General features: G+C 30.5%; 7 protein-coding genes and 1 pseudogene. 2 read left to right on the top strand and 6 right to left on the bottom strand.

From position 1 onward, the window contains the following. Nucleotides 1-20 precede the first annotated feature (20 nt). Both Q428_RS02940 and dapF read right to left on the bottom strand, forming a co-directional pair. Nucleotides 21-1184, bottom strand: a complete 1164-nt coding sequence (locus Q428_RS02940) for an LL-diaminopimelate aminotransferase (protein ID WP_035378039.1) — start codon at nt 1182-1184, stop codon at nt 21-23. 68 nt (nt 1185-1252) lie between these two features. Continuing rightward, nucleotides 1253-2077 carry a diaminopimelate epimerase gene (gene dapF, locus Q428_RS02935; protein WP_035378036.1) on the bottom strand — a complete coding sequence of 275 codons (825 nt, stop codon included), beginning with the start codon at nt 2075-2077 and terminating at the stop codon, nt 1253-1255. A 98-nt stretch (nt 2078-2175) separates the two neighbouring features. Between dapF and Q428_RS02930 the strand changes: the two genes are divergently transcribed. Then, a complete protein-coding gene (locus tag Q428_RS02930; RefSeq protein ID WP_035378035.1) occupies nt 2176-3912 on the top strand; it encodes an Rqc2 family fibronectin-binding protein in 1737 nt (578 codons plus the stop codon). Between the two features lie 25 nt (nt 3913-3937). Here the strand turns inward: Q428_RS02930 and Q428_RS02925 are convergent, their stop codons facing one another. Then, a complete protein-coding gene (locus Q428_RS02925) occupies nt 3938-7717 on the bottom strand; it encodes a phosphoribosylformylglycinamidine synthase (protein ID WP_479723633.1) in 3780 nt (1259 codons plus the stop codon). 276 nt (nt 7718-7993) lie between these two features. Here Q428_RS02925 and truA point away from each other — a divergent pair. Further along, nucleotides 7994-8730 (top strand): annotated as a pseudogene (gene truA, locus Q428_RS02920) (tRNA pseudouridine(38-40) synthase TruA). Between the two features lie 33 nt (nt 8731-8763). Here truA and Q428_RS02915 read toward each other — a convergent pair. From Q428_RS02915 to Q428_RS02905, 3 genes are all read right to left on the bottom strand, one after another. Further along, nucleotides 8764-11691 (bottom strand): insulinase family protein, encoded by a 2928-nt coding sequence (locus Q428_RS02915; protein ID WP_035378033.1) that lies wholly within the window; start codon nt 11689-11691, stop codon nt 8764-8766. 126 nt (nt 11692-11817) lie between these two features. Next, complete coding sequence (locus tag Q428_RS02910) at nt 11818-12435, bottom strand: acetate uptake transporter (protein ID WP_035378031.1); 618 nt, start codon at nt 12433-12435, stop codon at nt 11818-11820. A gap of 253 nt (nt 12436-12688) precedes the next feature. Beyond that, the gene (locus tag Q428_RS02905) at nt 12689-13765 is read right to left on the bottom strand and encodes a M24 family metallopeptidase (protein ID WP_035378029.1); all 1077 of its coding nucleotides are present in this window, start codon (nt 13763-13765) and stop codon (nt 12689-12691) included. Nucleotides 13766-13790 lie beyond the last annotated feature (25 nt).

Below are 13790 nucleotides of genomic sequence, written 5' to 3'. Positions count from 1 at the left end.
TCCATGAGAAATCATGGACTTCAGATTGTTTTTAAACTTCTTATTCTTTCCATAGCCTCTTTTAGTAAAAAACTATCCGTAGTTAATGAAATCCTGCAGTATCCTTCCCCTGAATCTCCAAAAGCATTTCCAGGTGTTATTATAACACCAGTATTTTCCAGCAAATATGCTGCAAATTCTTCAGATTTAAATCCTTCAGGTATTTTAAACCAAATATAAAAAGCCCCCTTTGACTTATAGACATTAAATCCCATTGATTCAAGTTCCTGTGTTACAAGATTTCTTCTCTCATCATAAATATTCTGTAAATGTTTTACGAAATCCATATTGTTGTTTAATGCATTTGCTCCAGCTTCTTGTATAGCCGAAAACTGTCCAGAATCAAAATTCGTCTTCACAATCATCAATCTTCTTAATACTTCTTTATTTCCAACTACATATCCTAATCTCCATCCAGTCATATTAAATGACTTAGATAAAGTTCCAAATTCAACGCAAACGTCCTTTGCATCATCTATTTGTAGTAGACTTATTGGTTTTACCCCATTTTCTAATATATCCATATAAGCACCGTCATTAACAATAATTACATCGTTTTCCTTGCCAAAATTTATTAAATCCCTATAAAACTTTATATTAGCGATAGCTCCAGTTGGATTATTAGGATAATTAACTATAAGTAATTTGGCTTTTTTTGCTACATCAGAAAATATATTTTCCAGTTTAATAAGATAATCATTTTTTTCTTGTAAATACATTTTATAAACATTACAACCTGCTATTACTGCACTTGAATAATAAACCGGATATCCAGGATCAGGAATTAAAACATAATCTCCAGGATCTGTAACCGCCAACATTAAATGAGCAATCCCTTCCTTAGACCCAATTAATGCCACTACTTCAGATTCAGCATCTAAAGCTACATTAAAATTCTTTAAATAATAATTTGACACTGATTTTCTAAACTCTTCTGTGCCATTATAAGGGGGGTATCTGTGATTATTATTTTTTTTCAGTGCTTTTTCCATAGTATTAATCACAAAATCCGGAGTTGGTAAATCCGGATCTCCTATGCCTAAATCTATAATGCTTATCCCTTTTTTAAAAAGCTCTCTCTTTATCTTATCTACTCTGGAAAAAATATATGCCGGTACTTTGGAAGTCCTATTTGTAATTTTCAAAAGAATCCCTCCTAAATATTCCTTGAATTATAATATTCAGAAGGGTTATTATAAGTTACTGATGAATATTAAAATAATAACTTTCCTTCACAAATAAACTCTGCCGGCCCTTCCATAAAAACATCATCCCCGATATACTCTATAAGCAGCTCACCTTTTTCTAGTTTTGCCTTAACTTTATCTGTGACCAAACCGTTTCTATATGAACAAACAACACTAGCACACGTTCCTGTACCGCATGCTAAAGTTAAACCTGCTCCCCTTTCCCAAGTTTTAATTTCTAATAAATCTTTCGCCAATATTTTAACAAAATTTACGTTTGTTTTTTTAGGGAAATACATATGATTCTCTATAATTCTACCAAATTCAACAATAAAATCATCGTTAATCTCATCTACATAAATAACTGTATGTGGTACTCCTTGAACAATTGTTGCAGCCTTAAAAGTTCTATCCTTTACTTTAAGTGTATAATCTAAATTATTTGCAGGTCCTGTAAAAGGAATGCTGTCACTTTTACATATTGGGGAACCCATGTTTATTCTAACACTCCTAACCAAACCTGATTCTACTTTATTTTCACATTTCATAATCCCAGCTAAAGTTTCAACATTAAAATTCTCTTTATTTACAATAGATTTTTCATACACATATTTACTGAAACATCTTATACCGTTTCCACACATTTCAGCAATACTACCATCTGAATTTATTATTTGCATTCTTATATCAGCCTCATCTGAATCTTCCACAAGTATAATTCCATCAGCTCCAATACCAGTATGTCTGTCGCAAACCTTTCTTGATATTTCCTGCCAATCATAATCTTTCGCCTTAATATTTTCAAAAATAATAAAATCATTTCCTAAGCCATGCATTTTAGTAAAATACATTTTTTACACTCCCTTACCTTTTAAAAATTATAAATGAATGATATACTTTATCTCATAATATACGTTTTAAAATAACTAGTAAAGTGGAGGTACCTTATATGCCATTTGATGGAATATTTACAAACAGTGTAGTTAATGAATTATCATGTTTTGCTGATTATAAGATAGAAAAAATACATCAACCTTCAAATGATGAAATTATACTTTTGGTTAGAAAAGATAAACAATCAAAAAAAATTTTGTTGTCTGCAAATACAGCTTTTCCAAGAGTACATGTAACAGAAGAAGCAAAAGAAAACCCTCTAACTCCTCCAACATTTTGTATGATACTTAGAAAACACATAACTAACGGTAAAATAGTTAATGTAGATCAAATTAATTTTGATAGAATAGTAGAATTTAAAATTGAAGGAAAAGATGAGTTGGGATTTTCAATATTTTATTTTCTGATAATAGAAATAATGGGGAAACACAGTAATATAATCCTACTCAACCAGGATAGAAATATAATAGATAGCATTAAACATATCAACTTTCTTATAAACAGATACAGAGAGATTCTACCTGGTAAATTATACATCCTTCCCCCAAACAATAAATTAAACCCTACGACTATATCTAAAGAGGATCTGAATAAGATAATTATAACCTCAACTGGTAAAATTTCTAATGTTTTCTCAAATAACTTTACTGGTATAAGTAAATTAATGGCAGAACAAATCTGCATGGAATTTTCAGATAAAAACATAGCTGATTTAGATAACCTTCATATAGAAAAAATTATTTCCAACTTTTTTTACTATATGATTAAAATAAAATCTGGTGATTATAAATATATTCTCTTTTACGAAGGCTCTATAAAAAAAGATTTTTATATTTTTCCTCTTAATATATATAATAATTTTTCTACAAAAACTTTCCAAAGTTCAGGAAATTTATTAGATACATTTTATCATGAAAAAAATTTAAAAGACACCCTTAAACAAAAATATACCGATCTGTTTAAGTTGGTTACTAACCTTATAGAGCGAAACAGTAAAAAAACTCAAATATATATTTCTAAAATCAATGAGTGTAAAAACTTTGAACAATGGAAAATTTATGGAGATTTAATAATGGCTAATCAGTACATTATAAAGGATGATATGGAATGTATTGACCTTGATAACTTTTATGATGAAAACTATAGCAAAATTACAGTTCCACTTGAAAAAGGACTTACCCCATTGCAAAATGCACAAAAATATTATAAAAAATATACAAAGGATAAAACAGCCATAAATGTTGTAAAGGAGCAACTTGAGGGAGCCAGAGAAGAAAAAGAATACCTTGATTCAATTCTCTACAATCTTGAGAATGCTTCTGATATCGATACCATTGAAGAAATAAAATCAGAATTATCTGAGCTTGGATATATAAAGAGAAAGAAAAATACAACAAAAGCGAAAAAATCCTCACCCTATCATTATCTATCCAGCGACGGATATGATATTTTTGTTGGTAAAAACAATAACCAGAATGATTATTTAACAACAAAACTAGCCAACAATAATGACATTTGGTTACATACCAAAAATATACCTGGATCACATGTTATAATAAAATCTAAAAATAACAATGTTTCAGACAATGCTCTACTTGAGGGGGCACTCCTTGCAGCATATTACAGTAAAGGAAGAGACTCTTCTAATGTGCCAGTGGATTACACAGAAAAGAAAAACGTCAAAAAGCCTTCTGGTTCAAAACCAGGTATGGTAATATACTATACAAATAAAACCATCTACATTACTCCAAATGAAGAAAAAATAAAAAAACTAACACTTATAAGCAAATAATGGACTGCCTTAGCAGTCCATTATTTTATTTAAAATAATTAACACCAGCCTCAAAGAGTCTTTGGTCTTTATTGCCAGGAATATTTTTCAATATATTATCTCCAATTCTTTCTGAATGTGCCATTTTACCTAATATTCTCCCATCTGGACTTGTAATTCCCTCAATAGCTTCATAAGAACCATTTGGATTGAAATCAATATCGTATGTTGGTCTGTTTTCAAAATCAACATATTGAGTAGAAATCTGACCCTTTTCAAAAAGATTTTCAATAAATTCTTTACTTGCAATAAATCTGCCTTCTCCATGTGATATAGGAATAGTATGAATATCACCAACATTAACATTGTTAAACCATGGTGATAAATTAGAAACAACCTTGGTTCTTACTATTTTTGACTGATGTCTACCTATCTTGTTGTAAGTCAATGTAGGGCATGTACAATCAACATCAACTATTTCACCATATGGAACTAATCCTAGTTTTATTAAAGCCTGAAATCCATTACATATTCCAAGCATTAAGCCATCTCTATTTTTAATTAAGTTCATAACTGCTTGTTTTATCCTAGGATTTCTAAAGACCGTTGCTATAAATTTACCTGAACCATCCGGCTCATCTCCTGCACTAAATCCACCTGGAATCATTATAATTTGAGAATTATCAATGAATTTAACCATAGTATCAATAGAGTCTTCGATATCTTTGGAGGATAAATTTCTAAATATAACAGTATCTACATGTGCACCTGCTTTTTCAAAAGCTCTTACCGAATCATATTCACAGTTAGTTCCTGGAAATACCGTTATAAGAACCCTTGGCTTTGGAAGACTAATGGAAGGTCTGATTATTTTACCCTTGTTATATATTTTATCAATTGGAGTTTCTTCTATGATTTCCGTTTTTATGGGGAATATATTTTCCAGTACGCCCATCCAGCTTTCAATCATTTCATCTATCTTTATATCTAATCCACATATTGTAATAACTGACTCTTCCTTTGTTTCACCAATAAGTTTATAATCTATGTCTTTTAAAGCTTCATCTAAATTAACACTATTATCCATTTCTAATATTATTGAACCATAGTCAGGTGTAAATAATTCTTTTACATCTATATCATTTATAAATTTAAAACCGATTTTATTTCCGAAGCTCATCTTGCTTATAGCTTCTGCTACACCACCCATTCTTATGGTATGAGCTGCATTTACCATTCCTTCATTTATTAGTTCATATACTCTCATATAATTTTTCTTTAGAACTTCAAAATCAGGAAGTTCAAATTCATCTCTTGTTACCGGTATTATAACAACCTTACTATTTACGTTCTTAAATTCTGGCGAAATAACTTTATCTGTATTTATTACATTAACAGCAAATGCAATAAGTGTTGGGGGTACGTCTAAGTTCTTAAATGTTCCTGACATACTGTCTTTTCCACCAATAGCAGGTATATTAAGCCTGTTTTGAACATAATAAGCACCTAACAATGCACTAAATGGTTTGCCCCATTTTTCAGGAATATTACCTAATTTCTCAAAATATTCTTGAAGACTTAACCTGGTTTTTCTATAATCCCCACCTACAGCCACAATCTTTGAAACTGCTTCAACTATTGAATATACTGCACCATGAAATGGACTCCATTTTGCCAATTTGGGGTTATAACCATAGGACATAATTGTTGCAGTTTTAGTTTCCCCTTTTAAAATAGGAATTTTTGCTATCATGGCTTCAGATGGAGTTAATTGATACTTGCCGCCAAATGGCATTATAACCGTTCCTGCACCTATGGTACTATCAAACTTTTCAACTAGACCTTTTTGTCCGCAAACATTAAGATCCATTAATGTATTAAGCCATGCCTCTTTAACATTAATATTTGTAGATACATTACCAATTAATGCCTTTTGGAAATAATTTTCACCTTCTATTGGTGTTTCAACAACAACATCTGTTTCCTGTTTAACTCCATTTGTATTTAAAAAGTCTCTGCTTATATCTACAATTGTTTTTCCTCTCCAGGTCATCTTTAACCTATTATGAGATTTCACTTCAGCTACAATTGTTGCTTCAAGATTCTCTTCATTTGCAAATCTTATAAAAGATTCTGCATTTTCCTTTGATACAACAACCGCCATTCTTTCCTGAGACTCTGATATGGCAAGTTCAGTTCCATCTAATCCTTCATATTTTTTAGGTATCAAATCAAGATTGATTTCCAAACCATCAGTAAGCTCACCTATGGCAACAGAAACCCCTCCTGCTCCAAAATCATTACATTTCTTAATTAATCTACTTACCTCTGGATTTCTAAAAAGTCTTTGTATTTTTCTCTCAGTTGGAGCATTACCTTTTTGTACTTCTGCACCGCAAGTTAATATAGATTCTTCATTATGTTCCTTTGAAGAACCTGTAGCCCCTCCGCAGCCATCTCTTCCAGTTCTTCCACCAACTAATATTACAACATCTCCATCCACCGGTCTTTCACGTACTACATTCTCCTTTGGAGCTGCCGCAATTACTGCCCCAACCTCCATTCTTTTTGCTATAAAACCTTCATCATATATTTCAGCTACTTGACCTGTAGCAAGGCCTATTTGGTTGCCATATGAACTGTATCCATTAGCTGCTTCAGTTGTTATTTTTCTTTGCGGCAATTTTCCTGGTAATGTATCTTCTATTCTTGTTCTTGGATCACCGCTTCCAGTAACACGCATTGCCTGATATACATAACCTCTTCCTGATAATGGGTCTCTTATTGCTCCACCAAGACAAGTAGCAGCTCCACCAAATGGTTCAATTTCAGTAGGATGGTTATGTGTTTCGTTCTTAAACATTACCAACCATTTCTCACTTGCTCCATTTACATCTACATCTACAACTATACTGCATGCATTTATTTCATCTGAAACATCTAAATCATCCAGCAATCCTTTTTTTCTTAGTTCTTTCATTCCTATAACCGCAATATCCATTAATGATATATCCTTTCCCTCTTTACCATAAACAAATTCTCTTGATTTTAAATAATTTTCATATGATATGCTTATTGGAGTAGTTAACTTTCCACTTTTTATATCAACTTTATTAATTTTCGTATGGAAAGTAGTGTGACGACAATGATCTGACCAATATGTGTCTATTACCTTAATTTCTGTAATAGATGGATTTCTTTTTTCTACATTTTTAAAATAATTATTTACATACACTAAATCCTCAAAACTCATTGCAAGTCCATGAGTAATAAGAAAGTTTTTTAATTCTTTTTCATCCATGTTAATAAATCTGTCGATTATTTCAACATCTTCTGGTACTAATTCTTCCAATTCCAGTGAACTTGGTTTTTCTAAAGATGCTTCTCTAGAATCAACCGGATTTATACAATACCCCTTTATTTGTTTAAATTCTTCTGAATTTATATCTCCCTTTAAAACAATAACCTTCGCTGAATGAACAATTGGTCTTTCCTTTTGTGTAAGTATTTGAACGCATTGAGAAGCTGAATCTGCCCTTTGATCATATTGTCCAGGCAAATACTCAATTGCAAATATCTTCTCATTATCACTTACATCAAGATGCTCATCAAAAACATTATCAACAGGTGGTTCTGAGAAGATTGTATTTCTTGCCCTTAAATATTCCTCATCATTAATTCCAGAAATATCATATCTATTGAATATTCTTACATTTTCAAATCCTTTGATCCCCAAGGTATTTTTAATTTCCTTCAATAAACTTTTTGCTTCAACATTAAAACCTTCTTTTTTTTCTACATATAACCTTCGAACCATATCGTTCATATAATTTGTCTCCTTTCATTTTTTATTTATCATATCGAATATTTTTTAATTTATTAATTTTATATTTCGTTATACAGCTATTATATCACATATGTTTCATAAAAAAAGCAATAAAACTTTTGAAATAAAAATTTTCATATTTTTCTAATTTATAGTCTAAAATTTTATTAAAAGAGATTTATTTATAAAAATCATAAATTGTATAGATATTGCATAAATCCAAAAAATAATTTAGTATTAATATGCGCAAAACTAATATTTAATAAGGAGAATCCTATGAAAAATTTTAAATTGACAATTCAATATGATGGAACAAAATATAAAGGATGGCAAAGATTAAGTGATAACGATGATACTATTCAAGGTAAAATTGAAAATGTGTTAAGCAGATTAACAAAGGAGGAAATTGAGCTAATCGGATCTGGTAGAACTGATGCAGGAACCCATGCCGAAAATCAAATAGCTAACTTTAAAACAAATTCTAAACTTTCAAGTTGTGAGATTCTAGATTACTGCTATGAATATTTACCACATGATATAGTTGTTAAATCTGTTGAGGATGTAGATCCAAACTTTCACTCAAGATATAATGCAAAAAGCAAAATCTATCTTTACAAAATATGTAATAAAAAAAGACATGATGTATTTACAAGGAAGTACTCCTATCATGTTAAAGATAAACTTAATATTAACAAAATGAAGGAAGCTGCTGAATTTTTCTTGGAGAACATGATTTTAAAAGCTTTACATCCCTTAAATCCAAGAAAAAATCAACTATTAGGAAAATTTATTCAATAAATTTTGAAGTTATAGACGACAATATAAATATCTCTTTTCATGGTAACGGTTTTCTTTATAATATGGTCAGAATTATTGTGGGCACTTTATTAGAAGTAGGATTAGGAAAGATTCCGCCTCAGGAAATAAAAAAAATAATGGAAGCAAAGGATAGAAGCCTTGCAGGTCCAACTGCACCTGCCCAGGGACTTTTCCTGATGGAAGTAGAATACTAAAATTCCCATCATATTTTGATGGGAACTTTAGTTTTACCCTATAACATTTATTATTTTTTTAAACATCTTATTTGTTTCATTAAGTTTTTCTTCATTCCCAACAACACAAATATAGTCTTTATGCATAACTTCAAAAAGAAGCTCACTATATTCTCTTATCTTTTTCTGATTTGTATTTAAAATCTCATCCCTTTCTCTTTGTATATCATCATAGGTTATTTTCCTTAAATAATTTGCAGTTGCCTGCTGTCCCCTCATTGCTGGACTTAAGGGATAATCAAGCTTACTGATTGTTCCAATAATATATTTCGTCATTTCCCTATCATTAACATTAAAATTTTTTATAAACTCATATACTTTATTATAGACATCTAAAGTTTCACTTAAGTTTGGATCCCTGTAAGATGTAAAGTACATATTCCCGCCTTTTTCAAAAACCCCAAAGCAACCATAAGCACCACCCTGTAATCTGACTCTGTTCCACAAGTAATCTAAATTAATTATTCCTTTCAATACTTGTATACTTCCTGAATAATTAAAACCTAACTTTATATAATTAAATCCCTTTGCAACATATTGAACCCCTGATTGTAATATTAATCCTTCATTTTCAGCTTCTAAAATAAACTCATACTTATGCTCTTCAACTTTTTCGTTTTTAAGATTCCTTAAGAGCAGCGGAAGATTTTTTACTAAAGCATCATAGTCCTCCTCAGAAGAAGTAAAACTTATAATTAAATTAGACTTATTAAAAATAACCTTTGATACAAAAATAAGGTTTTTGATGATTTCCTCAGACTTATTATTAAAGTTTTTTTCTAAATCTACAATAAACTTATAAAAACTCAATCCTGTAGTTATTTCTATATACTTTCCTGATGGAGAAAAATATGAAACTAATCTGCTTGCTGCAACCATATGCCCATTTTCGTATAAGCTCATTTCAAGTCTTGATTTAATTTCCTGTATTATCTCCTTGAGTCTCTGTTTATCATTAAAGTTTGTTTCAACTATAATATTCTCAACTAATTCAAACAAAGTTGTTATTTTATCATTCATGAATTTCATCTCAATAGTAAACTTAGGATGATATATTTCATCGTCGCCTTTTTCGATATATACTTCTGTTTTAAATCCTACTCCCCCACTGTATATATTTATTAAATTAGCTAATTCAGTATAATTATACTTTTTAGTATTTAATTTACCTAAAATCCCTGACAATAAAGTAACGTACTGAATCAGTTCAATAGGAACCCCCTTTGTGTTAAACAATAATCTTGCATAGGAAATTTTATTAGTTAATATTGGATGAAATAATATTTTTATATCCTTTTCATAACTCTCTATAATCGGCAATTTCTCTGCATTTCTGTTTATATCACTGATTTTTAATAGAGGTATTTTTTCAACATCATCTTTATCGTCTTGAGCCTCCTGTATCTGTTTTAGTCTTTCTGTATCTTCAATAATTTTACTTAACTCTGAAGCTGACAAGGTTTTCTTATACTCACTTAATTTTTCTTTAAGTTTCTTTAGCTTTTCTTCATAAAATCCTTTTTGGGGAAACAATGTTATTATTGAAGCATGGCTGTTGTTTAATATATATTTATTTATGAGTTCCTCGAAATAATTTAATGATAAACCTTTCTTTATTTTAACTAATAATTTTTCATATTGTAGTGGTAACCATGGTTCTTTATCGTATAGCCATGTATCCATAGACTTAATTCCGTATAATAAACCCTTTGGATATCCTTGATAATCCCCCTCCCTTAAATTAAACTCTTTTCTATTGATGGATGCTTCAATCAGTTCTTTATCTATACCATTTTGAACCAACTCATTAAGGGTTTTATAAACCAGATTTATAAATTCATTCTTTTTTTCAATGTTTGAGTTCTTGATTGCTATTGTAAATATAGGCTGTAATATACCTCCATTGTAACTGCCAATAACATCCTTTCCCAAATTAGCACTTATTAGGGCTTTTTTCAATGGAGAGGCTTGTGTTTCCATAAGCAAATATTCAAGTATTTCTAAAGCAAGATTAGTTTCTACATCGGTTGAAAAAGTAGTTGCAAAATTTAAAGCAAAATAAGTTTTATCTGAAACATCCTCTTCAGGTGAAATAGGATATACGAATTTTAAATCTTTAATTTTATCAAATCCTTCTTGATATTTTATATCTGAATCGATTTTTTTCTTGTCAAAATACCTTAAATATTTTTCATCTAAAAATTTTAATTTATCATTTAAATTAAAATCCCCATAAAGATATATATAACTGTTAGAAGGATGATAATATTTGTCATGGTAATCAACAAAATGTTTATATGTAAGAGATGGTATATAATCTGGATCACCACCTGCTTCAAATTTGTATGGAGTATCAGGAAAAACTGATTCTCTTGCCTTTCTAAAAAGTAGTGACTCTGGAGACAAAAATGCTCCCTTCATTTCATTGTAAACAACACCTTTGTATTCTATTTCATCTTTTTCATTTTCTAAACTGTAATGCCAACCTTCCTGCATAAAAATTTCCGGTTGACTATATATTCGGGGATAAAAAACCGCATCCAAATATACATCCATTAAATTCAAAAAATCTTTTTCATTCCTGCTTGCTACTGGATACATTGTTTTATCTGGAAAAGTCATAGCATTAAGAAAAGTATTTAGTGATCCCTTGGCAAGCTCTACAAATGGATCCTTGACTGGGAACTTTCGTGAACCGCACAACACAGAGTGTTCCAATATATGGGTCAAGCCTGTGTTATCATCTGGAGGTGTTCTAAATGTAATTGAAAACACCTTATTATCATCACCATTTTGTATTGCGAAAAGTCTTGCGCCACTTTTTAAATGGTTAAATAACCTCCCAATAGAATTTATTTCATTTAATTCCACCTCTTCTGTCAACTGAAAACCACTATATATCATACCCTTTTTAAACGACATTTCTTTCCACCTCTATTAAATTACTCTATACTTAACTCGGGGTCTCATAAATAATATGTGAATTAAAAATGGTTTTATTCTAAAAAAACACCTTATCGGATAATGTCCGATAAGGTGTTTTAAAAACTACTTTTTAAATATTCCAAAGGGTTTTCCAACTGGTAGAAATACTCTACCAAAATGTTTATTTAGTACAGCCGCTGCTGAACCATAGAATGAAAGTAATGATATCAGCAATTCTGACCATGCAGCTAATTCATGTGCTGCTTCTTTCATTATTCCAAGTGTTGAAAATGATAAACCTATAAATAAAAAGTCTATTAATACAAATATAGAAAATAAAACTTTATGAGTTTCCATAGCTCCAACAGTCATATATAAAGAAAATATTAAATATCCAACAAAAGCTATTCCTAACTGTTTTGGGTCAACGTTTGACTTTAAAGTTTCTCCAAATACTCCGTTTTTTATAAGCCATGATGTTGCAACAGCGAACCAAAAAAATGCATATCCTCCAAATGCTGTAGTTCCAAAAGTATTATTATGCTTTGAATCATTTATACATGCAAATAATTGGGCAAACGCTCCTAAAAATAAGGCCCAAGGAATTAAAAAAGCCTCTCCTGATGTAAATCCAAGTTTTTGTGATGATGCAACAAGTGTTACCATTGCAAGACCAAATAGTCCTAGTGCTGATGGATCAGCTGCTACGATTTGTACACTTTTATTTTCGTTATTCGCCATAAATAAATTCGTCTCTTCTGGTAGAAAAAATATAAATTTAACATAATTCCATTATATAAATAACTACCATTAAGAAACTTTGCCCTCCTTCCAAACTTTAAATTCGATAAAAAAATACACGCATTAAAAATAATAACAGAAATAATGCATGAAATCAATATAATTTGTATAATTTTGTTTATATTAATCGAATTTTGCTACCAAAAAGAAACTAGCCTCAAATTCTACATTTTAAGGCTAGTTTCTATAATTATCACTCTACGATTATTAATTCTTTATCATACTTATTAAGAACTTCACAGCCATCTTCAGTGACAAGAATTAAATCCTCAATTCTGACCCCAACTTCCCCCGTTAGATATATACCTGGTTCTATCGAAAAAATCATTCCTGGCTCTACCCTATCAGTGTTTATGGAAGAAACATCACCAAAATCGTGTACCTCTATTCCTATTGAATGTCCTGTTCTATGAGTAAAGTACTTCCCATACCCAGCTTTTTCAATATATTCTCTTGCAGCATTATCTATATCGCAAAACCTGACACCTGGCTTTACAAGTTCAATTGCCCTTTTATTAGCTTCTAAAACAACATTATAAACTTCCTTTGATTTTGAAGATACTTTTTTATAAAATACTGTTCTTGTCATATCAGAACAATATGAATTCTTTTTACACCCTATATCTATTATGATACTATCTCCCTCTTTAACTGTTGAGTTATCAGGCTCATGATGAGGATCTGCGGCATTTGCTCCATAGGCTATTATTGGATCGAATGAAAACCCTTCTGCTCCTAATTCCTCATATATACTTTGAAGTTCTAAAGCCATTTTCTTTTCTGTATACATCTGCGGAATCAATTTAATCATTCTATCCACTGCTAAATCATTTATTCTTGAAGCTTCCCTCATAAGGTCTTTTTCATTTTCGTCTTTACACATTCTGACTCTATCCAATATTACTGAACCATTAACAAATGTACTTCCACCCTTTAGTTCCATAAGTCTTAATAAAAAGCGTGCTGGCCAGTTCTTATCGATACCCATTGGCTTTTCTTTATCAACATACCTTGAAAGGATTTCAACAGAATCTTGAGTATCATTAAACCAAACTTTTTCCACTCCTAAATCCTCATATACAGGAAACAATTCATTAATAAACAATTTATTATTGCCATTTACATTTATATATAGTGCCAGCATTCTCTCACCAGGATGAATCCATTTTCCAGTAAGATAAAAAATAGCTGCAGGGTCAGAAACTAACATCTGTGGTAGATTTCTTGCTTCCATTTCCCAAAGTACTCGCTTTAATCTTGCTTCATTCATTATAGTTCCCTCCTAAAATCTATGG

The sequence above is a fragment of the Fervidicella metallireducens AeB genome (genome assembly GCF_000601455.1).
Lineage (GTDB): Bacteria > Bacillota > Clostridia > Clostridiales > Caloramatoraceae > Fervidicella > Fervidicella metallireducens.
The sequence above is the reverse complement of the archived record's forward strand: the minus strand, read 5'-3'. Positions and strand labels throughout refer to the sequence as shown.